Consider the following 25355-nt stretch of genomic DNA (forward strand, 5'->3'; position numbering starts at 1 on the left):
ATCGATTTCTTTAGTTAACGGCGCGCTTGGCATCGAGTTTCAGAACCTCGAAGCGGGAGGGCTGGTTGTCCATGGGCAAGCTGCTGCGGCTCCATTCCACGACGGATTCGGGGTAAAGCTTCACGTTGGGGTTACCTGCCAGTTCGGACAATACAAACCAGTTCGTAGCAGCCCAGTGACCGGTATTGCAGAACGAAACGGTGGGTTTGTTATCCAGACCTTGTTCTTTGACGATCTTGACGAGCTCACCGGTGTCTTTCAGGACAGGTTTGTCGCTGCGAAAGAAGCTGTTGAAGTCCAGTTCACGTGCACCGGGCAAGGTGCCGTAGCGGGCGGCGGCGTCAACGCGTTTTTCGCCTTTGAAGAATTCAGTTGGGCGCGCGTCCAGCAAAATGGGGGCTTGGCCATTCTTGATGTAGTCCGCGACTTCTTGCGTGCTGACTACCATGTCTTTGTTGTAGTGGTAGCTAAATTCGGTAGGGGTGACAGTGGGAGTGTCTTTGCTCAGGGGCTTGCCTTCTGCTTCCCAGGCTTGCAAGCCGCCATCCAGAACGGATAACTGAGTCAGACCACCCGCTTTCAATGTCCAATATACGCGCGCAGCGGCGCCAAAGTCTGTGGGGTTGGCGCCTGCGTAGGTGACGACAACGTAGCTGTCTTTGGAAATACCGGCTTTGCTGAACAAGGCGGACAGGTCGGCTTCGGAGCGCAAGGCACCTGCGTTATCTGCTGGGCCGCGATAGGCGCCATAAGGGGTGTGAACGGCACCAGGCACGTGGCCCGCTGCATATTCTTTGTCTGTGCGGATATCTAGAACGCGCAGATTGTTTTGATCCAGTTTGGTGGCCAGGTCGGCAGCCGAGATCAAGGCGGCTGGTTTGGCTGCCGTTTCGGGTGTGCTTGGCTCTGCGCTGGCAGTCGGTGCCAGAACCGTGCTGAATGCAAATGCCAGGGAGATGAGGATAGGTTTGATCATTATTACTCTCTTGAGTAAGCAGGGTCCTGCTTAGAGGTTTAAGTGCATAAGGAATGGTAATGAACACAGGAACAGAAAATAACAATGAATTGGGGATTAGCTTATTGCTTGTGGGTGTAAGAGGGTGTCTCTATATATAGAGGAGAGAGGAGGAAGGCTTTGCTTGCCGCTCTGCGTTAGGTGGGCTTGTGTCTCTGTGGTTGTGTCTATCTCTCAGGCAAGTGTGTTTTTGCTTTCTATATAACAAGAGCGTATCTGTAGAGAGGCGGTTGTATAGGTGAGAGAAGGCAGGGCTGTCTCTACAAGAGAGGATGGGATGATGTGTTTGGTGTTCTCATGGATGCAGACTTAGAGACCCAAAGGTTCTAAGATTCGACGTATCAAAGGCAAAGAGACTGAGACTCGGAGGGATACTGAAGGGTATAGAGGTATAGAGGTATAGAGGTATAGAGGGGGAGAGGATTGGTTTACCTCTTGGAGAGGCCCGTCTCCTATCTATATATAGAGAGTAGAGTCGCAGTGATGAAAGGCCTGGCTATATAGAGGGTGGCGTTCGTTGTTCCAGCCGCTCTACGTAGGTCGCTACTCGAAGCCCCGGGACAGGGTGTTGGGGCGGACTACTTGCCGGCGCTTCGCGCCGGTCCCCTTGTCGGAGTCACCATCGGGGCGCAGTCTGAACTCGCCCAGTAATTGGTCCCGCGGACCAATCACAAGCGTTGGGCTCAAACAGCAGACTGCTTGCATCCCCGATGGTGACTCCGACTGCGGCAAGTCGTCTGACTCGCCCCAATACCCTGTCCCGGGGCTCCGAGTGGCTAACAGCCCTGCATCGTGCTCCATCTTTGAAGGCCTCTCAACTCTCTATCTATATAGAGACACTATTGATTGGGGGCGAAAGGCTGATGCTGTGCTCTTGTTGCCGCTCCTTTATTGGTCTACCCATCTAAGTGTGACGCCAGCCAGCCAGCCAGCCAGACAGACAGCCAGCCAGCCAGCCAGCCAGCCAGCCAGCCAGCCAGCCAGCCAGCAGGCAGGCAGGCAGGCAGGCAAGCAAGCAAGCAAGCAAGCAAGCAAGCAAGCAAGCAAGCAAGTACAAGGACTGGCGACTATATTGGGGAGAGTCCTCGATTCCCCTTTATATATAAGAGGGGGTGTTGAGGGGCTGAAGAGTATATGACGATTTTTCACGCGAAAAATAGCGGTTTAGTCTAGGATTTGCGTCTAAGGGCGCACAGGGCACATAGTGAGCCTCCTCTTGAAACGGGGTTAAATGAGAAACCTTCAGTTGTCTGGTAGGTAGGATCTAAAATGCTTAAAAATAGTTTCTCTTATAATTCATGGGTTTAAAGGTTTTTGGTTCAATTCGTCTAACTTTTTCCTATGAAAAGGCTTGCAAGGCCGAAAATCATCGTGCTATAGTTCTTTTCTCGCTGCAGCACACACAGGGTTTTCCCGGAAGCGCCGCAGAGAGCAGTTAGGCAAGTTTCACCGCCTTGGCCAAGAGGCCCGCACCGAAGCTTGAATGACTGGTCAGGTAACTGACACGGTGTAAAATCCGGAGCTTGACAAATCAGAAAATTCTGTGTTAAAGTTCTAGGTTCTGCTCTGACCGTGTCTTTGATACCCACGATTTCGATTTCTTCGCCAACCTTGATGATGCCGCGCTCAATACGACCGGTCACAACCGTACCACGGCCAGAGATCGAGAACACGTCTTCAACAGGCATCAAGAAAGTACCGTCAACGGCACGCTCAGGCGTAGGAATGTAGTTGTCCAGCGCCTCGGCCAGAGCCAGAACGGCTTGGCTGCCCAATGGGCCTTCGTCGCCTTCCAGAGCCAGTTTGGCCGAACCCTTGATGATCGGGGTGTCGTCGCCTGGGAAGTCGTACTTGGACAACAGCTCGCGAACTTCCATTTCAACCAGTTCGATCAGCTCTTCGTCATCAACCATGTCGGCCTTGTTCAGGAACACGATGATGTAAGGAACGCCAACCTGACGGCTCAGCAGAATGTGCTCGCGAGTCTGGGGCATTGGACCATCAGCGGCCGAGCAAACCAAGATAGCGCCGTCCATCTGGGCAGCACCCGTAATCATGTTCTTGACGTAGTCAGCGTGGCCGGGGCAGTCAACGTGTGCGTAGTGACGGTTAGGCGTCTCGTACTCAACGTGCGAGGTGCTGATGGTGATACCACGTGCTTTTTCTTCAGGGGCGTTGTCGATCTGCGAGTAATCGCGTGCTTCGCCGCCGTATGCCTTGGACAGAACCGTGCAGATTGCAGCGGTCAGAGTGGTTTTACCGTGGTCAACGTGACCGATAGTACCGACGTTGACGTGCGGTTTAGTCCGTTCAAACTTACCTTTTGCCATGATTTATCCCAATTATGTTTTACAGGAAAACAAAAAAATTGTTGAGCAGCCCGCCATAAGGCGGGCTGATATTGCTATTACTTACCGCGAGCGCTGATCACTTCGTCAGCCACGTTCTTTGGAGCTTCAGCATATTGCTTGAATTCCATCGTGTACGTAGCACGACCTTGTGTTTGCGAACGCAGGCTGGTCGAGTAACCGAACATCTCGGCCAGAGGAACCTCGGCCTTGATGACCTTGCCACCACCAACCATATCGTCCATACCCTGCACCATACCGCGACGGGAAGACAAGTCACCCATCACTGTACCGGCGTATTCCTCAGGAGTCTCAACCTCAACAGCCATGGTTGGCTCCAGCAGAACTGGGGAAGCCTTGCGCATACCATCCTTGAAGGCCATCGAAGCGGCCATACGGAAGGCGTTTTCGTTCGAGTCCACATCGTGGTACGAACCGAAGAACAGCGTAGCTTTGACATCCACCACTGGGTAACCGGCAACCACACCCGAAGACAGCGTTTCGCGGATACCTTTTTCAACAGCAGGAATGAATTCGCGAGGAACCACACCGCCCTTGATGGCGTCAACGAACTCAAAGCCGCCGCCTGCTTCCAGGGGCTCCAGCTTGAGGACAACGTGACCGTACTGACCACGACCACCGGACTGTTTGACGAATTTACCTTCAATTTCGTCGCAAGTCTTGCGGATGGTTTCGCGGTAAGCCACTTGTGGTTTGCCCACGTTGGCTTCCACGCCGAATTCACGACGCATGCGGTCTACCAGAACTTCCAGGTGCAGCTCGCCCATACCGGAAATAATGGTCTGGCCGGATTCTTCGTCGCTGCTGACGCGGAAAGAAGGATCTTCCTGAGCCAGACGGGACAAGGCCACGCCCATTTTTTCCTGGTCGGACTTGGTTTTTGGTTCCACTGCCTGCGAAATCACGGGCTCCGGGAACTCCATGCGCTCCAGAATGATGTGCTGGCTGGCGTCACACAGGGTTTCACCTGTGGTCACGTCTTTCAGGCCCACCACGGAAGCGATGTCACCGGCAACCAGCTCTTTCAGTTCGGCACGGTTGTTTGCGTGCATCTGCAAGATACGGCCGATACGTTCTTTTTTGCCCTTGATAGGGTTGTAGACCGTGTCGCCCGAACGCAGAACGCCCGAGTAAACGCGCACGAAGGTCAATTGACCAACAAAGGGGTCAGTCATCAGCTTGAACGCCAGAGCAGACATAGGCTCTTCGTCGTTGGCTTTACGATGAATAACGTTACCGTCGTCATCCGAACCTTCGACAGGTGGAATATCCACTGGCGATGGCAGGTAGTCGATCACGGCGTCCAGCATGCGCTGTACACCTTTGTTCTTGAACGCGGTACCGCACAGCATTGGCTGAATTTCGCAGGCAATGGTACGTGTACGCAGACCCAGGTTGATGTCCTCTTCGGAGAGGTCACCATTTTCCAGGTACTTGTTCATCAGGTCTTCGCTGGCTTCAGCAGCCGACTCGAGCATTTTTTCGCGCCATTCTTCAGCCGAAGCTTGCAGCTCGGCAGGAATGTCGGTGTAGTCAAACTTCACACCGTTGCTGGCTTGATCCCAGATGATTGCTTTCATCTTGATCAGGTCAACCACGCCCTGGAAGCCGTCTTCAGCACCGATCGGGATAACGACAGGCACGGGGTGAGCTTTCAGACGCAGCTTGAGCTGGTCGTAAACCTTGAAGAAGTTAGCGCCAGTACGGTCCATCTTGTTGATGAAAGCCAGACGAGGCACGCCGTATTTGTTGGCTTGACGCCATACGGTTTCCGACTGAGGCTGAACACCACCCACCGCGCAGTACACCATGCAAGCGCCGTCCAGCACGCGCATGGAACGCTCAACTTCAATGGTGAAGTCAACGTGACCGGGGGTATCAATGATGTTGATACGGTGTTCTGGGTAATTGCCCGCCATACCACGCCAGAAAGCAGTGGTAGCAGCCGAGGTAATGGTGATCCCGCGCTCTTGCTCTTGCTCCATCCAGTCCATGGTGGCCGAACCTTCGTGGGTTTCGCCCAGCTTGTGGTTCACACCGGTGTAGAACAGGATGCGCTCGGTAGTGGTCGTTTTCCCGGCGTCGATGTGAGCCGAGATACCGATATTGCGGTAGCGCTGAATGGGGGTTTTGCGGGCCATGATTATATGTCCTCAGATTACCAACGGAAATGGCTGAATGCTTTGTTAGCATCGGCCATCTTGTGCGTGTCTTCACGCTTTTTCATTGCACCGCCACGGCCTTCAGCCGCATCGGACAATTCGCCGGCCAGGCGCAAGTCCATCGATTTTTCACCGCGCTTCTTGGCGGATTCACGCACCCAGCGCATGGCCAGAGCCAGACGACGGACAGGGCGTACTTCGACAGGTACCTGGTAGTTAGCACCACCAACACGGCGGCTCTTAACTTCAACAACAGGTTTTACATTATTGATGGCAGCATTAAACACTTCGAGCGGATCTTTGCCGGTTTTCTGCGCAATTTGGTCCAGCGCGCCATAAACAATACGTTCGGCAACAGCTTTCTTGCCGGACAGCATGACCACGTTCATGAATTTGGCCAGCTCAACGCTGCCAAATTTTGGGTCAGGTAGGATTTCACGTTTGGGTACTTCGCGACGGCGAGGCATTTTAATTTCCTTGTGACTATTCAGTTGAACCGCTTTTCGCGGTCTCGGCCATTCATGACAAATGACCACTTACCTACCATGGCGCAACGGCCACGGTTGCACGGATCCAGATCAGTGAACTGATCGATGGATACATGGATTACTTGGGACGCTTGGCGCCGTACTTGGAGCGGGACTGTTTACGGTCCTTGACGCCTTGCAGGTCAAGAGCACCGCGAACGATGTGGTAACGCACACCTGGCAAGTCTTTGACACGACCACCACGGACGAGAACGACCGAGTGCTCTTGCAGGTTGTGGCCTTCACCACCGATGTAAGAAATAACTTCGAAGCCGTTGGTCAGACGCACTTTGGCGACTTTACGCAGAGCGGAGTTAGGCTTCTTGGGGGTCGTGGTGTATACACGGGTGCAAACACCGCGGCGCTGTGGGCAGTTCTCGAGCGCAGGGCTCTTGCTGCTAACGCGGCTGACTTCGCGCGGTTTACGCACGAGCTGGCTAATGGTTGGCATGACCTTTACGTATCCTATAACGTACTTTACGTACTGGTTGACGTATGTGTTTTGAAAAACGCCGTCCAGTTGGCGGGTTTTGAAACCCTGTACCGGAAGCGGCATTGCGCAATACCACTCCCCATAAAACACGAAAAAGAGCGGTCTTGCACATGGCTTGGGCTTGATTTCAAGCACTCAAAAAGTGCCCGCAGCCCCTAAATTCAGGGCTGCCATCAAATTACTGCAAGGTGTACCGGCAAAGGATCCTTAAAGTAAGCTCTAAAATTTACCACAGTAAACCCTTATAGGTCAACGATTTGGACACCAATCCGGCGGTTTCCCGTTGTCACGGCACACGCATGGAAGCACTTGGTCACTCGCTATCTACATATCGTTATACTGCAGGGCTATTGCACTTCTGCGACAAGGACAATGCCCATGATCATCGCTTCCCTGGAAGACGACCTCGTCCAGGCTGAACTGATTGCCCGGATCTTGACCGAGGCTGGCTATGAGTGTCGCTCCTTTCATCAAGGAAAAGACCTGCTGGCTGCTCTGGCCAAGCCACATGATTTCGGCTTATTGCTACTGGATTGGGAACTGCCCGATGTCAGCGGCCTGGATGTGTTGCGTTGGGTTCGCACCACACTAGGTCATGCTCTGCCGGTTCTATTCTTGACCAGCCGTACCCAGGAAGAGGATCTGGTCACGGGTTTGCAGGCCGGAGCCGACGACTATATTAGTAAGCCCGTACGCAAGGGAGAGCTGGTTGCGCGCGTCAATGCCGCTGTCCGGCGTATGGATTTGAACACTTCGGCCATTCAGGACAGCCGCTTCTCGTTTGCCGGCTATGATATTTTTCCTGAACAAGGTCATATTGTGCTGGATGGTGAAACCGTCACTCTGGCGCCCAAAGAGTTTGAACTAGCCCTTTTGCTGTTTCGTAACCCCGGCCGCCTGTTCTCACGCGATGTTTTAAGCTCCGCAGTGTGGAACCGGGAAATTCCGGCCACGTCCCGTACGCTGGATACTCATCTGTCCAACATACGACGTAAACTTCAACTGCGCCCCGAAAACGGGGTACGCCTGACAGCGTCCTACGCCCTTGGCTATCGCCTTGAACTTTTGACCGACCCTTGCTAGCTCACTTCCTATGATTACTTTGCGTATCGCCGCTCCTCTTGTTTGCGGCCTGCTTTGGGGCGGCGTCGTGTCAGCCCAACCTTCCGGAGCACGTGGCGAGAACTTTGTCTACAAAGTGATGTCCGGTGACACTTTGCTTGATATTTCCCAGACATACACACGCCAAAGCCGGAACTGGTCCGAAATCCAGCGTTTGAATGCGGTGGATGACCCTTATCGTCTGCCCATTGGCAAAGAGCTGCACATCCCGTTTCGCATGATTCCGGAAGTGGCCGCCCCCGCCCGGATTACGCACCAAGCCGGCCAGATTCTGGTTAACGGTCAAACACTGGGCGCAGGAACCACTCATTTGCAAGAGGGGGATCTGATCCGCACAGGCAGTAATGGTTACTTGACGCTGGAGCTACAGGACGGCAGCCAACTGAGTGTGCCCGCCCAGGCCTCCTTGAGCGTGACCCGAATGCGTGCCTTTGAGGGTACAGGCCTGACCGACTCGATCATCGCCCTGGATGATGGCGATGTGGAATCGCGCGTATCCCCGGAAAAGACCGGCGTAGGTCGCTTTGAGGTTCGCACTCCCGTCAGCATTACCGGCGTAAGGGGTACAGAGTTGCGTGTGCGTACACAGCAAGGCATGGCACACAGCGAAGTGCTGGACGGCCGCGCAGAGTTAGGAACGCAGCAACGCAGCACCCCCACCGCCCTGAAACAGAACCAAGGTGCCGCTGTGGGAACAGACGGCAATATCCTGGCACTGGCGTCTTTGTTGCCTGCTCCGCAGATCTCCACGCCCGAGCGTCGCGGCGGCCAATGGAGCAGCACGATTCAGGCTGTGCCCGGTGCCCAAGCCTATCTGGTTCAGACCTCCACCGACCCCCAAGGTGCCAAGCTGTTGTCGCGGGCCATCACGACCGAGACCGATATCCAATTCAGTGCTTCGCGTCCCGGCACCTACTACGTCACCGTACGTGCCATTGACCGCCACGGCCTGATGGGTCCGGACACGATCGAAAGCTTTGAAGGCGCTGCCAGCCTGACCAGCTCGGACGGCCAGGCCGTAGCCAACAATTTTGGCGACCCCATCTTGCTGTCTCAGTTCTAAAGCCTGAACGGCGTACGCCATGAACAGCCCGGCCCCCAGAAACAGTAAGCTACTGTCTGACCGAATTCGGAAGGAATGGCATCTGGTTTCGGGCTTGCTGGTGCTGCTGACCTTGTTGTTCAGCTCCCTGCGTGATGACTTCGCGCTGGGCAAGCTGAACAACCTGATTTACGACTTCACCATGGCGGCAGCAATTCCACAGGCCGCCCCCCCGGACATTGTCATCGTCGCCATTGACGACTACAGCATTGCCAATCTGGGTTTTTGGCCCTGGCGACGTATCAGCCATGCACAACTGCTGGGCCGCCTTGAGCAAGCACGCGCGGTGGGCATAGACCTGGTCTTTCAGGAACCCAATCCCGCCTACCCAGATGATGACCTTGCCCTATCCGAGGCCATTCGCCATCATGGGCGCGTTGTCCTGCCGCTTATCTACGACGTTCAGCGTGATGCTGTGCATACCGCTATTCCCCTGCTCAGCAAGGCGGCCAAGGCATCGGGCTATATCAATATCGAACCTGATCCGGATGGCGTCGTACGTCGTGTCGCCTTGCAACGAATTACCCCCTCGGACCGAGTTCTGCCACACTTTACGATTGCGATGTTGCTGGCCGGTGACGACACGGATTTGGCCTTGCAAGCCCTGAGCGCCAGCAAGACGGACACTCCTCACATTCCCTTTTTGGGTCGCAGCGGTCATTTCCAGATCGTGCCTTACTTCAATGTCCTTAACGGCGATATTCCGCCCTCCTTCTTCAAGGACAAATATGTGCTGGTCGGCTCCTGGGGCAGTGGACTGGGCGATACCTTCCCTACTCCATTGTCCAAAGCCGGTATGAGCAGCATGTCTGGCGTCGAAATTCTGGCCAATACCCTGCAAGCAGTACGCAGTAATGAATGGATACGCACGCCACCAGCCTGGTTGATTGCCTTGGCAAGCTGCCTGCCAGTATTGCTGGCTTGTCAGGTTCTGATCTACCTGTCTCCACGTGCGACCTTGCTAAGCTTGATTGGGCTGGTCATTGCGATTTTGCTGGTGAACTGGATCGCCATGCATGGCTTCAATCTGTGGATTCCGCCGCTAGCCAGTCTGATAACCATACTGCTGGCCTATCCACTTTGGCATTGGCGCAGTCAGGAAGCCGCCTTGAATCAAGTCACTGAGGAACTGAACAAGCTGCAGCTGGAATACCCCGATGTCAGAACCGCATTGAACGAACGCTTGTCTGGCTTAAATGCACGTAACCTGCCCCATCGCCTGACCCAGCTACACACATCCATCGATCTGCTGCGCCAGGCTCAAACCAAGCGTGAAGAGACCTTGCGCTTTATTTCGCATGATATGCGGGCTCCCCAGAACTCCATCCTGGCGCTGACCAGCTTGCAACGCCAGGATGACAGCAAGCTGGCACCCGATCAGTTCCTGCATAAGATGGAAGGCTATGCCGAACAAACACTGGAACTGGTGGATAACTTCATCAGTCTGGCACGGGCTGAGGCGATGGAGATGGTACTCAGTCCCCTGGCCCTGTCCGATCTGCTGGCAGACTGTGTGGACGATGCCTGGGCCAGTGCCAGCAAACGCTCCATCAGCCTGAATCTGAATGACTCAGAGCTGGTCTGGGTGAACGGTAACGCCCCCATGCTGCGCCGTGCCTTTACCAACCTGATTCAAAATGCCATCAAGTATGGGCCGGACGGCAATCAGATTGATATAGACCTGGTTCTGGATAAAAAAACAGTGCAGGTGTTGGTCAAGGACCAGGGCTGGGGTATTCCGGCAGAAAATCAGGCCACTATTTTCGAGCCCTATCACCGCGCCCATGAGAACGCCGCTGGCGCGCCTTCGGGCAGTGGGCTGGGTTTGGCCTTTGTAAAAACCGTCATCAACAAACACGGTGGGGATATTGTGCTGGACAGCACCAACGAGCAGGGCTGTACCTTTATCGTCTCCCTGGCCACGATTGATGTCTGCGATGAAGACTGAATTCTGGCGCAACAAGGCCCTGCCCTATGTAGAAAGCCGACGCGCCTGTGACAGCCGTACATGCTACCTGGAGCACAGCCACCCCACCTACTCGATTGGTGCTGTTGACAGCGGCAGCAGCATCTTTACAGGCGCACCCGATGGCCCCATTGAGCTTACGCCAGGCTCTCTTGTTCTTGTACCCGCGCACCGCAGCCACGCGTGCAATCCCCTGCCGGATCAATCCTGGAGCTATCAAATGCTGCATCTGGACGCGATATGGCTGGAGCAGCTTTGGCAAGAAAGTACGGGACTCAGTCTCAAGGCCCAGGAACCTATTCGTGTTAGCCACGAACCGCTGCTTTATGCGGCCTACTGTGAGTTGAACGCCCTTTTGTTTTCAGCCGCTCCCGTACTAAACAAAGAAGCAGCGCTGATCGAATTTTTGCTCCACTATTGGCCAGCTCACGGCCAGCTCTTGGCACCGGCTCCACCACCTAGCCCTGTTTTGCAAAAAAACCTGGATCGCTGGATTGACGGTCAACTAAGCACTATTCCCCTGCACGAGCTGGCTCAGGAAACAGGCTTCAGCCGCTACCAACTGATCCGCGCCTTTCGTCGCCATACCGGCCTGACTCCGCAACGCTGGCAACTGAACCAACGCGTCAATCTGGCTCGGGACGCCTTGAAACAAGGTGAGGAGCTGGCTGATATTGCTTATCGCCTCGGTTTTTCGGATCAAAGCCACTTTCAACGCGTATTCAAGCACTACACCGGCGTTACCCCAGGTCAATACCGAGGCTAGAACACGCCCGGCGCCCTGACCGTTTGCGTGCGCACTTTTATTCAATACGACTCCCAACCTTCTGGTCACACTGCCGTTTTGTCCAGGAGCTACTGCTGTGTCTTTGTTCTTGCTGATTGCCGGCACCCATTTCTTGGCCTTGCTCTCCCCCGGCCCAGACTTCTTCCTGATTGCACGCAGCACCTTGGCCCATGGCCGGCGGGTGGCAAGTGGCGTTTGCGCTGGAGTGGCCTTAGCCAATGGCATTTACATCAGCTTGGCGCTAACAGGCTTTGCCCGGATGAGTACCAGCAGCCCCCTCTTTCTATTGCTTCAGGGTGCCGGGGGGCTATATCTGCTGTACTTAGGCATGAAATTCCTGCAGACGGCCCGTCACAACAACCAGCAACAGATCAGTGCATCTGGCGCTTGTGCAGGCGGCTGGTGGCACCATGCCCTGCTGGGACTGCTCTCCGGGCTGCTCAATCCCAAGAACGCGCTGTTTTACGCCAGCCTGGCCTCGGTACTGGCCAGCAGTCGCGCCAGTACAGGTCTACAGATACTGCTGGGCCTATGGATGTTTTTTATTGTTTTGCTCTGGGATTTGTTCATTACTGTTCTGATCGGGCATCCTCGCTGGCAGCAAGGCATAAAAAAGTATTTGCCCCGTATCGAACAGCTTTGTGGACTACTGCTGTGTCTGCTTGCGGTGGCCGCACTGTTGAACGTTCTCCAGCATCTGAATGGGGGCTGAATATGCCGAAAAGCGATACCTAGTCTGCGCTGTCGTCAAGCTGCCCGAAGGCGATAGAGTGAGGCTGTTAGAGCCACATCAAACGATGAGAAAACAAATCATTCGCGGGTTCGGACGGGGCGCTATAAGCCGTTAAAATAGTCCGGGTCTATGTTTTGTTAAGCACCTTTAGTGCGCTACAGTCTATGCTGTAAGACCGGAACAACACCCCCGTGTCCCGTTCCTTTTTTTGTCAGTTTTCAAGGAGTTATTAGAATGTTTGCCAAACTTGCTTTCACAGCCGTTCTTGGATTGGCCAGCGTGCCTGCTTTTGCTGCTTGCGACGTTACCATCGAAGGCAATGACTCCATGCAGTTCAACACCAAGAGCATCGTTGTTGACAAGACATGCAAGGAATTCACGATTAATCTGAAACACACCGGCAAGTTGCCCAAAGCAGCCATGGGCCACAACGTCGTGATCTCGAAAAAATCCGATGAAAGCGCAGTTGCTACCGATGGCATGAAAGCCGGTCTGGACAACAACTACGTTAAAGCCGGTGACGAGCGCGTTATCGCCCACACTGACGTGATCGGTGGTGGCGAAAGCACCTCCGTGACCTTTGATGTATCCAAGCTGAAAGCCGGCGAAGACTACGCCTTCTTTTGCTCCTTCCCAGGTCACTGGAGCATCATGACTGGCGAAATCAAGCTGGGTAGCTAAGCGCATCCGCTTGTAGCCGCCAGACGGCCATAAAAAAACCCCACGTGGCATAGCCATGTGGGGTTTTTTGTCGCCTGGATCATCTGGTTTTATCCGAATACCTGAAGGTATCGGCCCACCCTGAATAAACAGGATGGGGAACCACACGATTTAGCTTATTCCTGATCGCCCTCTGGGGCTTCAGGTTGCGCCTGCTCGGACTCAGAGGCACCCGACACAAAGACGGGGTCTTCCGAAGGCTCAGGAGCCGATGCGAACGGATTTTCCAGTTCACGGGCTGCTTTGCGCTCTGCCACTTCAAAGGCTTCTTTTTCCTTGCGGGCAGCATGGAAAGCCATACCGGTACCAGCAGGAATCAGACGGCCCACGATCACGTTTTCTTTCAGACCACGCAGATCGTCGGTTTTGCCCATGATGGCCGCTTCGGTCAACACGCGGGTGGTTTCCTGGAAGGAAGCCGCCGAGATGAAGGAGTCGGTCGACAGCGAGGCCTTGGTAATACCCAGCAGCACGTTTTCGTACGTAGCAGGAATACCGTTTTCAGCCAGGACGCGATCGTTCTCGTTCAGCAGTTCGGAGCGTTCAACCTGTTCACCCGTGATGAAGCTGGTATCACCGGCATCCACAATGTTCACGCGGCGCAGCATCTGACGAACAATCACTTCAATGTGCTTGTCGTTGATCTTCACACCTTGCAGACGGTAAACGTCCTGCACTTCGTTAACAATGTAGTTGGCCAGTTTCTCGATACCCTTCAAGCGCAGGATGTCGTGCGGATCGGCCGGGCCGTCCACAATCATCTCGCCCTTGTTCACCACTTGACCGTCGTGAGCCAGAACCTGTTTTTCCTTCGGAATCAGGAATTCGTGGCTGACGCCGTCCAGGTCAGTAATGACCAGACGCTGTTTGCCCTTGGTGTCTTTACCGAAGGAAACCGTACCCGTGACTTCGGCCAACAGACCGGCATCCTTGGGCGAACGGGCTTCGAACAGTTCGGCCACACGTGGCAGACCACCAGTAATATCCCGAGTCTTTTGCGATTCCTGAGGAATACGCGCCAGAATCTCACCCACGGACACTTGCTGACCGTCACGAACGGTAATCAGGGCGCCCACTGGGAAGGAGATATTGACCATGTGATCGGTACCCGCGATCTTGATCTCCTGACCCTGTTCGTTCAGCAGCTTGATCTGAGGACGCATGGTGATCTTGCCACCACGTGTCTTGGGTGTGATCACAACCAGAGTCGACAGGCCGGTCACTTCGTCCACCTGACGAGCCACGGTTACGCCCTCTTCGATATTCTCGAAGCGAACCGTACCTGTGTACTCGGACACGATAGGACGGGTCAGCGGATCCCAGCTTGCCAGACGCTGGCCAGCCTTGATCGCATCACCATCACCGACCGTAATGGTGGCACCGTAAGGCACTTTGTGACGTTCGCGCTCGCGACGATTGTCGTCAAAAATGACAATTTCGCCGGAACGGGAGATCGCAACACGTTCGCCCTTGGCGTTGGTCACATACCGCAGACCGATTTCAAAACCGACCGTACCTGCCGTCTTGGTTTCAACCGAACTTGCCAGTGCAGCACGCGAAGCGGCACCACCAATGTGGAACGTACGCATGGTCAACTGGGTACCCGGTTCACCGATGGACTGAGCCGCGATAACACCGATAGCTTCACCACGATTGACCAGCGTACCGCGGCCCAGATCACGACCGTAGCAGCTTGCGCACAAGCCATGACGGGTTTCGCAAGTCAGCGGAGTACGGATCTTGACTTCATCAATGCCCAGGTTGTCAATCAACTCGACCAGATCCTCGTTCAGCAAGGTGCCGGCGGGGATAACCAGTTCCTGGTTGTCAGGGTTGACGATGTCGGTCGAGGCCACACGACCCAGAATCAGATCGCGCAGGGGCTCGATAACCTCACCACCATCCAGGATGGCTTTCATGGTGTAGCCGCCCTTGGTACCGCAATCGTCTTCGGTAATGACCAGATCTTGAGTCACGTCGACCAGACGACGAGTCAGGTAACCGGAGTTAGCCGTCTTCAAGGCCGTATCAGCCAGACCCTTACGAGCACCGTGAGTCGAAATAAAGTACTGCAGTACGTTCAGACCTTCACGGAAGTTCGCGGTAATAGGCGTTTCAATAATGGAGCCATCTGGCTTGGCCATCAGACCACGCATACCAGCCAGCTGACGAATCTGTGCAGCCGAACCACGAGCACCGGAGTCCGCCATCATGTAGATAGAGTTGAAGGACTCTTGGCGTACTTCTTCACCAAAACGGTTGGTCACTGGCTCGGAAGCCAGTTGCTCCATCATGGCCTTACCCACGCGGTCACCGGCTTTGCCCCAGATGTCCACCACGTTGTTGTAGCGTTCCTGAGCCGTCACCAGACCGGAGGAGTACTGCTTGTCGATTTCTTTAACTTCATTGCTTGCCTGGGCCAAGATGCTTTCCTTGACGGCAGGCACAACCATGTCGTTCATGGCGATGGAAATACCACCACGTGTTGCCAGACGGAAACCGGACTGCATCAATTTGTCCGCAAAAATCACGGTGGCACGCAGGCCACAGCGACGGAAGGACTGGTTGATCAGACGCGAAATTTCTTTCTTTTTCAACGCACGGTTCAGTGCGGTGAAAGGCATGCCCTTGGGCAGAATTTCGGACAACAAGGCACGGCCAGCCGTCGTTTCGTAACGCTTGATGGTCTTGACCCACTCACCGTCTTCGCCCTTCTCGAATTCTTCGATACGGACGGTCAGACGAGTTTGCAGCTCGACTTCCTTGTTGTCGTAGGCGCGCTGGACTTCGGCCACATCGGCCATGAACAGACCTTCGCCCTTGCCATTTACCAGTTCGCGGGTCGCATAGTACAGACCCAACACGATATCCTGGGAAGGAACGATGGATGGTTCGCCGTTGGCGGGGAACAGCACGTTGTTCGAGGCCAGCATCAGGGTGCGCGCTTCCAGCTGGGCTTCCAGCGACAGCGGCACGTGAACGGCCATCTGGTCACCGTCAAAGTCAGCGTTAAAGGCGGCACACACCAAGGGGTGCAGCTGAATCGCTTTACCTTCGATCAGGACCGGTTCAAAAGCCTGAATACCCAAACGGTGCAGCGTCGGTGCACGGTTCAGCATGACCGGATGCTCGCGGATCACCTCTTCGAGGATGTCCCACACCACCGGTTCCTGGCTTTCCACCAACTTCTTGGCCGCTTTGATGGTCGTAGCCAGACCCATCAATTCCAGACGGTTGAAGATGAAGGGCTTGAACAGTTCCAGCGCCATCAGCTTGGGCAGACCACACTGGTGCAGCTTCAACTGAGGACCCACCACAATCACGGAACGACCAGAGTAGTCCACGCGCTTGCCCAGCAGGTTCTGACGGAAACGACCGCTCTTGCCCTTGATCATGTCGGCCAAGGACTTCAGTTGACGCTTGTTGGCGCCGGTCATGGCTTTACCGCGACGACCGTTATCCAGCAAGGAGTCCACGGACTCTTGCAGCATACGTTTTTCGTTGCGCAAGATGATGTCCGGAGCCTTCAGTTCCAGCAGACGCTTCAAACGGTTATTACGGTTGATCACGCGGCGGTACAGATCGTTCAGGTCGGAAGTCGCAAAGCGGCCGCCGTCCAGTGGCACCAGCGGACGCAAGTCCGGTGGCAGCACGGGCAGCACTTCCATGATCATCCAGTCTGCCTTGATGCCGGATTTCTGGAAGCCTTCCAGTACTTTCAGACGCTTGGAGATCTTCTTGATCTTGGCATCCGAGCCAGTGGCTTTCAGTTCGGCGCGCAGGCGCTCGACTTCGCGATCGATGTCGATCGTACGCAGCAATTCGCGCACCGCTTCCGCACCCATCAGGGCGTGGAAGTCATCACCGTATTCTTCGGTCTTGGCCAGGAAATCATCATCGGACATGATCTGACCGCGCTTGAGCGGGGTCATACCAGGTTCGATCACGCACCAGGCTTCAAAGTACAGTACTCGCTCGATGTCACGCAGGGTCATGTCCAGCACCATGCCCAGACGGGATGGCAGGCTCTTCAGGAACCAGATGTGAGCAACCGGGCAGGCCAGTTCAATGTGACCCATGCGCTCGCGACGCACCTTGGAGACGGTGACTTCAACACCACACTTCTCGCAGATGACGCCACGATGTTTCAGGCGCTTGTATTTGCCACACAAGCATTCGTAGTCCTTGATGGGACCAAAAATCTTGGCGCAAAACAGACCATCGCGTTCGGGTTTGAACGTGCGATAGTTGATGGTCTCTGGCTTGCGGACTTCACCGAAAGACCAGGACCGGATTTTCTCGGGCGAGGCGATGCCGATCTTGATGGCATCGAACTGCTCGTCCTGAGTGACTTGTTTAAAGAGATCGAGTAGCGCTTTCATTATTTACGCTCCAAATCCATGTCCAGGGACAAGGAACGGATTTCCTTGACCAGAACGTTAAAGGACTCCGGCATACCGGCGTCGATCACGTGGTCACCCTTGACAATGTTCTCGTAGACCTTGGTACGGCCGGCGATGTCGTCGGATTTAACCGTGAGCATTTCCTGCAGGGTATAGGCGGCGCCATACGCTTCCAGCGCCCAGACTTCCATCTCCCCGAAACGCTGACCACCGAACTGTGCCTTACCACCCAGCGGCTGCTGAGTAACCAGCGAGTATGGGCCGGTGGAACGAGCGTGCATCTTGTCATCGACCAAGTGATGCAGCTTCAGGTAGTGCATGTAGCCTACGGTGACCATACGCTCAAAGGCTTCGCCGGTACGACCGTCAAACAGGCGAACCTGGGTGCGATGCGGTGCCAGTTGCAAGTTCTCAGCGATATCGTCCGGATAGGCCAGACGCAGCATCTTGTCAATTTCCTGCTCGGTTGCCCCATCGAACACGGGGGTAGCCAATGGCAGACCTTTTTGCAAGTTGGTGGCCAGGTTCATCACTTCGTCGTCAGTCAACTCGTTGATACGAGTTTTCTTGCCGGTCGTGTTGTAAACCTTGTCCAGGAACGCGCGCAGTTCGGAAACCTGCACGCTCTTTTCCTCTTGCATCATGTCATTGATGCGGTGGCCAATACCCTTGGCAGCCCAACCCAGGTGAACTTCCAGAACCTGACCCACGTTCATCCGCGAAGGCACGCCCAGCGGGTTCAGAACGATGTCCACAGGGGTACCGTCAGCCATGTGCGGCATGTCTTCCACAGGAACGATGCGGGAAACCACACCCTTGTTACCGTGACGACCGGCCATCTTGTCACCAGGCTGCAAACGACGTTTAACAGCCAGGTAAACCTTGACCATCTTCAGCACGCCAGGAGGCAGCTCGTCGCCTTGGGTGAGCTTCTTGCGCTTTTCTTCAAAAGCCAGATCGAACTGGTGACGCTTTTGCTCCAAGGATTCCTTGGTGTGCTCCAGCACCAGTGCGTGTTGCTCATCAGCCAGACGAATGTCGAACCACTGCCAGCGATCCAGATCGTTCAGGTAGTCGGCGGTCAGCTCGGTGCCCTTGGGCAGCTTGCGTGGACCACCGTTGACGGTTTTGCCGACCAGGAACTTCAAGGCACGGTCAAAGGCGTCGTCTTCAACGATTTGCAGCTGATCGTTCAGGTCCTGGCGGTAGCGACGCAGTTCATCATCAATGATGGACTGGGCGCGCTTGTCACGCTCGATACCTTCACGGGTAAAGACTTGAACGTCGATCACCGTACCGACCATGCCCGAAGGCACGCGCAGGGAGGTGTCTTTAACGTCAGAGGCTTTTTCACCAAAAATGGCGCGCAGCAGTTTTTCTTCCGGTGTCAGCTGAGTTTCACCCTTGGGTGTCACTTTACCGACCAGCACGTCGTCGGCACGCACTTCGGCGCCGATGTACACAATGCCGGAATCGTCCAGACGGTTCAGCTGAATTTCGGACAGGTTGCTGATATCGCGGGTGATATCCTCAGGTCCCAGCTTCGTGTCACGGGCAACCACCGTCAGCTCTTCGATATGAACCGACGTGTAGCGATCGTCCGCCACAACCTTCTCGGAGATCAGAATCGAGTCCTCGAAGTTGTAGCCGTTCCAAGGCATAAAAGCGATCAGCATGTTCTGACCCAGAGCCAATTCGCCCAGGTCAGTCGATGCACCGTCAGCCAGCACGTCACCACGAGCCACGATATCGCCACGTTTGACGATAGGACGCTGGTTGATGTTGGTGTTCTGGTTGGAACGGGTGTACTTGGTCATGTTGTAGATATCTACACCGACCTCGCCAGCCACGTTCTCGTCATCGTGCACGCGAATAACCACGCGCTGTGCGTCAACGTCTACCACCACACCGCCACGACGGGCTTGTACGGTCGTACCCGAGTCAACAGCAACAGTACGTTCAATACCGGTACCGACCAAAGGCTTCTCAGGGCGCAGGCAAGGAACCGCCTGGCGCTGCATGTTGGCGCCCATCAGTGCTCGGTTGGCGTCATCGTGCTCCAGGAACGGAATCAGCGAAGCAGCCACAGACACGATCTGCGAAGGAGCCACGTCCATGTAATGGATGTTCTCGGGCGCAGTCATCATGGTTTCGCCCGCTTCACGGCAAGCAACCAGATCGTTCGCAAAGGCACCGTCTTCGGTCAATTCGGCGTTAGCCTGAGCGATGACGTAATTGCTTTCTTCAATAGCCGACAGGTAATCGATCTGTTCACTGACCTTGCCGTCAACAATCTTACGGTAAGGCGTTTCCAGGAAACCGTACTCGTTCAGACGAGCGTACAGCGCCATGGAGTTGATCAGACCAATGTTTGGACCTTCAGGCGTTTCAATCGGGCACACGCGACCGTAGTGGGTTGGGTGCACGTCGCGCACCTCAAAGCCTGCACGTTCACGCGTCAGACCACCAGGGCCCAGTGCCGAAACACGACGCTTGTGCGTGATTTCGGACAGCGGGTTGGTTTGGTCCATAAACTGCGACAGCTGGCTGGAACCGAAGAACTCTTTAACAGCCGCAGAGATGGGCTTGGAGTTGATCAGATCGTGCGGCATCAGGTTTTCGGTCTCGGCCTGGCCCAGACGTTCCTTGACAGCACGTTCCACACGCACCAGACCGGCGCGGAATTGGTTTTCGGCCAATTCGCCTACACAACGAACACGACGGTTACCCAGGTGATCGATATCGTCGATCTGACCGCGGCCGTTACGCAGACTCACCAGCACCTGAATGGTGTCCAGAATGTCTTCGTCGGTCAGGGTCATGGGACCTTCGATGCTGTCACCACGGCCCAGACGGCTGTTGACCTTCATGCGACCTACGCGCGACAAGTCGTAGGACTCTTCGCTGTAGAACAGACGGTTGAACAGGGCCTCAACCGCTTCTTCGGTTGGTGGCTCACCGGGACGCATCATGCGATAGATCGCGATACGGGCAGCATTGGAATCCGCTGTTTCGTCAGTGCGCAGGGTCAGGGAGATAAAGCCGCCCTGGTCCAGTTCATTGATGTACAGGGTCTCGAAATCACGCACATTGGCTGCGCGCATTTCGGCCAGAATGGATTCGGTGATTTCGTCGTTGGCGTTGGCAATCACTTCGCCGGTTTCGGCGTTGATGATGTTCTTGGCCAGCACACGACCCAGAAGGAAATCTTCCGGGATGGAGATGTATTCGATCTTGGCTGCTTGCAGGTCGCGCAAATGCTTGGCATTGATACGCTTGTCCTTTTCAACCAGTACGCGACCGTCGCGGTCGGTAATGTCGAAACGGGCAACCTCGCCCTTCCAGTGTTCTGGAACGAATTGCAGCTTGCCACCTTCCTGGTGCAGTTCGATGTGGTCGAACTCGAAGAAGTGGGCCAGGATCTGCTCTGGCGTCAGGCCAATGGCCTTCAGCAAGATAGTCACAGGCATCTTGCGACGACGGTCGATACGGAAGAACAGAATGTCCTTAGGATCGAACTCGAAGTCCAGCCAGGAACCACGGTAAGGAATCACGCGCGCCGAGAACAGCAACTTGCCCGAGCTGTGCGTTTTACCGCGGTCATGTTCAAAGAACACGCCGGGTGAACGGTGCAGCTGGGAAACGATGACTCGTTCGGTACCGTTAATCACAAAAGAGCCGTTATCGGTCATCAGGGGCATTTCGCCCATGTAGACTTCTTGCTCTTTTACTTCCTTGACGGTAGGCTTGCTCACCTCGCGGTCCATGAGGACCAGACGAACCTTCGCCCGCAAGGGGGAGGCATAGGTCAAACCACGAAGTTGACACTCTTTGACGTCGAACACCGGCTCGCCGAGCGTATAGCTCACGAACTCTAGCCGCGCCATTTGGTTATGGCTTACTATTGGAAATATGGAACTGAAAGCTTCCTGCAAGCCTTCAACCTTACGCTGAGAAGGCAGCGTGTCCTTCTGCAAGAAGGTTCTGAAAGAATGCAGCTGGGTAGCCAACAGGTAAGGAACCTGCTGTACGTCTTCACGTTTGGCGAAGCTCTTGCGTATGCGCTTTTTTTCGGTGTACGAATAAGGCATGAGCACTCCGACTCAAGGGTTACACGGACCGTCAACCACGGCCCTGGTTTACGACTCTAAAAAACCCGACTTTCTACAATACTAATTAAAAATCGTGGGTTTTCTGGAAACGCAAAAGCCCGGGAAGGCTTGAAACGCATTCCCGGGCATCTATCGATACTCTTACTTGAGCTCGATCTTGGCGCCAGCTTCTTCCAGCTTCTTCTGAGCGTCTTCAGCATCAGCTTTGGACAGGCCTTCTTTAACAGCCTTAGGAGCACCGTCAACCAGATCTTTGGCTTCTTTCAGGCCCAGACCGGTGATTTCGCGCACGACTTTAATGACGCTAACTTTGTTTGCGCCAACGTCAGCCAGGAACACGGTGAATTCGGTTTGCTCTTCAGCGGCAGCAGCAGCGCCACCAGCAGCAGGAGCTGCAACAGCAACAGCGGCGGCAGCAGCCGACACACCGAATTTTTCTTCCATTTCTTTGATCAGCTCGGACAGTTCGAGCACGGACATTGCGCCGATGGCGTCAAGGATTTCAGCTTTAGTAGCCATTTTTAAGAACTCCAGATATTAGGTAAATGCCAGGTTTGGTTGTCGTTCGCAACGACGAAGTTTCCTGAAGGAAAACTGCTTACGCAGCTTCTTTCTGATCGCGCACAGCCGCCAGGCCGCGAACAAACTTGGTGGGAACTTCGTTAAGCGTACGCACAAAAGTAGCGATAGGTGCTTGCATGGTGCCCAGCAGTTTCGCCAGCAGTTCGTCGCGCGAGGGCATTGTGGCCAGAGCCTTAACACCATCAGCATTCAGAACGCTATTGGGCAGCGCACCGCCCATAATGACCAATTTGTCATTGGTCTTGGCAAAATCTGCAACGACTTTCGCCGCAGCCACGGGATCTTCACTGATGGCGTACATCAGAGGACCCACGAGCTGGCTGGAGATACCGTCAAACGAGGTACCTTCCAACGAACGACGAACCAGCGTGTTTTTCATAACACGCAGGTAGACGCCAGACTCACGCGCTTTTTTGCGCAATACGGTAGCAGAAGCGACGTCCAGACCACGGTACTCGGCGATAATGATCGATTGGGCCTTTGCCAGTTCGGCAGTGACTTCTTCGATGACTACCGCTTTCTCTTCACGATTGAGACTCACGGTTGAACACTCCTTCAAACGATGTCGGGAAGGCTTCCCAACATCAACCGAATGCGGCGCACCTGGACGAGTTCTATTACGAATTCTTCCACGGGCGCCGTCTACGTTGGATGGAGCGTTTTGCCCCGATTAAGCATTTAGGTGACTAGTCAACCCAACTGCTCCAACGGTCTTTGACAGCAGTGATCCTGTAAACAGGATCGCAGCCCAAAGTTCTTTTTTCTAACTGTTGATTAAACAGTCAGAGATGCAATTTCAACACGTGCACCGCCACCCATGGTGGAGGACACGGCAACCTTGCGCAGGTAAACACCCTTGGCAGCAGCTGGACGAGCCTTGTTCAAGGCGTCAACCAGGGCGACCAGGTTGGTTTGCAACTGTTCAACGTCGAACGAAGCGCGACCAATGGTGCTGTGAATGATACCGGCCTTATCGGTACGGTATTGAACTTGACCAGCCTTGGCGTTTTTAACAGCCGTAGCAACGTCAGGAGTCACAGTACCGACCTTGGGGTTTGGCATCAGGCCACGAGGACCCAGAACCTGACCCAGGGTACCGACAACACGCATGGTGTCGGGCGAAGCGATCACAACGTCAAAGTCCATTTGACCGGCTTTGATTTGCTCAGCCAGATCGTCCAGACCAACGATGTCAGCACCTGCTTCGCGAGCGGCGTCGGCTTTTTCGCCTTGAGCGAAAACGGCAACACGCACGGATTTACCGGTACCAGCAGGCAGAACCACCGAGCCACGGACCAGTTGGTCGGACTTACGGGGATCGATGCCCAGCTGAACAGCGATATCGATGGATTCGTCGAACTTGGCAGTGGCAGTGTCTTTCACCAGGGCCAAAGCTTCGGCCACAGGGTAGAACTTGTTGCGGTCGATCTTGGCAGCAATAGCGGCTGCGCGTTTGCTTACTTTAGCCATGACTTACACCACCCCTTCAACGTTGATGCCCATGCTGCGAGCGCTACCAGCGATGGTACGCACAGCGGCGTCCAGATCGGCGGCGGTCAGGTCGGGTTGTTTGGTCTTGGCGATTTCTTCAGCCTGAGCGCGAGTCAGTGTACCGACTTTGTCCGCGTTAGGACGTGCAGAACCGGATTTGATACCAGCAGCCTTTTTGATCAGGATGGTTGCTGGAGGAGTCTTCATGATGAACGTGAAGCTCTTGTCAGCAAAAGCGGTGATCACCACAGGAATTGGCAGACCGGGTTCCAGACCCTGTGTCTGGGCGTTGAACGCCTTGCAGAATTCCATGATGTTCAGACCGCGCTGACCCAGCGCTGGACCGATTGGAGGGGATGGGTTTGCCTTACCAGCTGGGACTTGCAGCTTGATAAAGCCGACGATTTTCTTCGCCATGCTTAGCTCCTTGCGGGTGATGACGCCTGACACAGACTGCGCCAGGCTTCCCGGGGGTTGTAATTAATCAGGTCTTTTCGACTTGATCGAAATCGAGTTCGACAGGGGTAGCGCGGCCGAAAATAGTAACGGTGACACGAACCTTGTTTTTCTCGTAGTTAACTTCTTCGACGTTACCGTTGAAATCTGCGAACGGGCCGTCCTTGACGCGCACCAGTTCACCCACTTCAAACAACACTTTGTGCCGTGGCTTTTCAACGCCCTCTTCCATTTGCGACAGGATTTTTTCCACTTCGCGCTCGGAGATGGGAGCAGGACGGTTACCGGAACCGCCCAAAAAGCCGGTGACGCGCGGCGTACTTTTTACCAAATGCCAGGTTTCGTCGGTCAAAGCCATCTCGACCAAAACGTAACCGGGGTAAATACGTCGCTCTGTAATTGATTTCTTGCCGTTTTTTACTTCAACGACTTCTTCCGATGGAACCAGAATGCGACCAAACGCTTCTTGGAGTTCAGCGCGTTCAATGCGCTCCACCAGAGCTTTGTGCACGCTTTTTTCCATGCCGGAATAAACGTGAACCACATACCAGCGTTTGCTCATGTGTGCCCTTTATTTCCAGCCCAGCAACAGGCCATAAATGATCCAGCCGAGCCCTTTGTCAATCAGCCACAACAAGATGGCCATAACGGCAACAAACACAAAGACAATACCTGTCATTTGTGTTGCTTCTTTACGGGATGGCCAGTGAACGCGACGCACTTCCGTATAAGCATCACGAGAAAAAGCGACCAGGCGACGGCCTGTATCGCTAAACCAGACGATTAATACGGCGACGATTAAGCTGGCAACAAATACCCCAGCGCGAACCAGTGAATTTTGACCATCCAGAACGGAATAGCCAACAATACCGGCGGCGACGACTAGGACCGCTAGGCCCAGCTTGATGCGCTCGGAACCTCGGTTAACGGTTTCTACGTTGGTATTCGACATATTCCGACGAGTGACGCCACGCGAGGTGGTGGCGAGTGACTGTGGTGGCAGGGGCAGAAGGAATCGAACCCTCAACCTTCGGTTTTGGAGACCGACGCTCTGCCAATTGAGCTATACCCCTATACCGCGACAAACCATAGCGCGCTAAATGCTATGTTTGGCTTTTAGGCAAAAGAGGATATTAACCTCTTTCGCCTAAAATTACTACTCTTTTTTTTTACTTGATGATTTTTGCCACCACGCCAGCGCCAACGGTACGGCCGCCTTCGCGAATAGCGAAGCGCAGACCTTCTTCCATGGCGATAGGAGCGATCAGGGACACTTTCATCGAAATGTTGTCGCCTGGCAGAACCATTTCTTTGT

General features: G+C 54.6%; 20 protein-coding genes and 1 tRNA gene. 6 read left to right on the forward strand and 15 right to left on the reverse strand.

All coding sequences use genetic code 11. From position 1 onward, the window contains the following. Positions 1–10 precede the first annotated feature (10 nt). The 5 genes from CA948_RS17415 to rpsL form a co-directional block, all read right to left on the reverse strand. A complete protein-coding gene (locus tag CA948_RS17415; protein ID WP_094197538.1) occupies positions 11–976 on the reverse strand; it encodes a sulfurtransferase in 966 nt (321 codons plus the stop codon). 1367 nt (positions 977–2343) lie between these two features. Next, positions 2344–3345, reverse strand: a complete 1002-nt coding sequence (locus tag CA948_RS17425; protein ID WP_420866718.1) for an elongation factor Tu — start codon at positions 3343–3345, stop codon at positions 2344–2346. A gap of 77 nt (positions 3346–3422) precedes the next feature. Then, positions 3423–5525 carry an elongation factor G gene (fusA, locus tag CA948_RS17430; protein ID WP_108728657.1) on the reverse strand — a complete coding sequence of 701 codons (2103 nt, stop codon included), beginning with the start codon at positions 5523–5525 and terminating at the stop codon, positions 3423–3425. Positions 5526–5542: 17 nt separating this feature from the next. After that, the gene (gene rpsG, locus CA948_RS17435) at positions 5543–6013 is read right to left on the reverse strand and encodes a 30S ribosomal protein S7 (protein ID WP_094198181.1); all 471 of its coding nucleotides are present in this window, start codon (positions 6011–6013) and stop codon (positions 5543–5545) included. Between the two features lie 139 nt (positions 6014–6152). Continuing rightward, a complete protein-coding gene (rpsL, locus tag CA948_RS17440; protein ID WP_042489490.1) occupies positions 6153–6524 on the reverse strand; it encodes a 30S ribosomal protein S12 in 372 nt (123 codons plus the stop codon). A 420-nt stretch (positions 6525–6944) separates the two neighbouring features. Between rpsL and CA948_RS17445 the strand changes: the two genes are divergently transcribed. From CA948_RS17445 to azu, 6 genes are all read left to right on the forward strand, one after another. Then, positions 6945–7649: a response regulator transcription factor gene (locus CA948_RS17445; RefSeq protein ID WP_094198182.1), complete on the forward strand. Its 705-nt coding sequence runs from the start codon at positions 6945–6947 to the stop codon at positions 7647–7649. 10 nt (positions 7650–7659) lie between these two features. Continuing rightward, on the forward strand, positions 7660–8751 hold the full coding sequence (locus CA948_RS17450; RefSeq protein WP_094198183.1) for a FecR family protein: 1092 nt from the start codon (positions 7660–7662) through the stop codon (positions 8749–8751). A 19-nt stretch (positions 8752–8770) separates the two neighbouring features. Then, complete coding sequence (locus tag CA948_RS17455; protein WP_234354362.1) at positions 8771–10738, forward strand: CHASE2 and HATPase_c domain-containing protein; 1968 nt, start codon at positions 8771–8773, stop codon at positions 10736–10738. Then, positions 10728–11522, forward strand: coding sequence for an AraC family transcriptional regulator (locus CA948_RS17460; protein ID WP_108728658.1), 795 nt, complete (start codon positions 10728–10730; stop codon positions 11520–11522). The genes CA948_RS17455 and CA948_RS17460 overlap by 11 nt, the downstream gene beginning before the upstream one ends. A gap of 97 nt (positions 11523–11619) precedes the next feature. Then, positions 11620–12255: a LysE family translocator gene (locus tag CA948_RS17465; RefSeq protein WP_108728659.1), complete on the forward strand. Its 636-nt coding sequence runs from the start codon at positions 11620–11622 to the stop codon at positions 12253–12255. A 255-nt stretch (positions 12256–12510) separates the two neighbouring features. After that, positions 12511–12957 carry an azurin gene (gene azu, locus CA948_RS17470; protein WP_094198186.1) on the forward strand — a complete coding sequence of 149 codons (447 nt, stop codon included), beginning with the start codon at positions 12511–12513 and terminating at the stop codon, positions 12955–12957. A 155-nt stretch (positions 12958–13112) separates the two neighbouring features. Here the strand turns inward: azu and rpoC are convergent, their stop codons facing one another. From rpoC to CA948_RS17520, 10 genes are all read right to left on the reverse strand, one after another. After that, positions 13113–17378 carry a DNA-directed RNA polymerase subunit beta' gene (gene rpoC, locus CA948_RS17475; RefSeq protein WP_108728660.1) on the reverse strand — a complete coding sequence of 1422 codons (4266 nt, stop codon included), beginning with the start codon at positions 17376–17378 and terminating at the stop codon, positions 13113–13115. Then, the gene (gene rpoB / locus CA948_RS17480) at positions 17378–21490 is read right to left on the reverse strand and encodes a DNA-directed RNA polymerase subunit beta (RefSeq protein WP_108728661.1); all 4113 of its coding nucleotides are present in this window, start codon (positions 21488–21490) and stop codon (positions 17378–17380) included. The genes rpoC and rpoB overlap by 1 nt, the downstream gene beginning before the upstream one ends. A 162-nt stretch (positions 21491–21652) precedes the next feature. After that, positions 21653–22030, reverse strand: a complete 378-nt coding sequence (gene rplL / locus CA948_RS17485; RefSeq protein ID WP_003800851.1) for a 50S ribosomal protein L7/L12 — start codon at positions 22028–22030, stop codon at positions 21653–21655. A gap of 79 nt (positions 22031–22109) precedes the next feature. Next, positions 22110–22634, reverse strand: a complete 525-nt coding sequence (gene rplJ / locus CA948_RS17490; protein WP_094198189.1) for a 50S ribosomal protein L10 — start codon at positions 22632–22634, stop codon at positions 22110–22112. A gap of 233 nt (positions 22635–22867) precedes the next feature. Next, positions 22868–23563: a 50S ribosomal protein L1 gene (gene rplA, locus CA948_RS17495; protein ID WP_094198190.1), complete on the reverse strand. Its 696-nt coding sequence runs from the start codon at positions 23561–23563 to the stop codon at positions 22868–22870. A gap of 3 nt (positions 23564–23566) precedes the next feature. Then, on the reverse strand, positions 23567–24001 hold the full coding sequence (rplK, locus tag CA948_RS17500; protein ID WP_003800842.1) for a 50S ribosomal protein L11: 435 nt from the start codon (positions 23999–24001) through the stop codon (positions 23567–23569). Positions 24002–24068: 67 nt separating this feature from the next. After that, positions 24069–24602: a transcription termination/antitermination protein NusG gene (nusG, locus tag CA948_RS17505; protein ID WP_003800839.1), complete on the reverse strand. Its 534-nt coding sequence runs from the start codon at positions 24600–24602 to the stop codon at positions 24069–24071. 9 nt (positions 24603–24611) lie between these two features. Beyond that, positions 24612–24992, reverse strand: coding sequence for a preprotein translocase subunit SecE (gene secE / locus CA948_RS17510; RefSeq protein ID WP_094198191.1), 381 nt, complete (start codon positions 24990–24992; stop codon positions 24612–24614). Between the two features lie 45 nt (positions 24993–25037). Further along, positions 25038–25113 (reverse strand) — tRNA-Trp (locus CA948_RS17515). 96 nt (positions 25114–25209) lie between these two features. Further along, positions 25210–25355, reverse strand: a 146-nt coding sequence (locus CA948_RS17520; RefSeq protein ID WP_476774938.1) for an EF-Tu C-terminal domain-related protein, incomplete at its 5' end; no start/stop codon positions are given.

The sequence above is a fragment of the Alcaligenes aquatilis genome, from assembly GCF_003076515.1.
In the GTDB taxonomy this organism is placed as follows: domain Bacteria; phylum Pseudomonadota; class Gammaproteobacteria; order Burkholderiales; family Burkholderiaceae_B; genus Alcaligenes; species Alcaligenes aquatilis.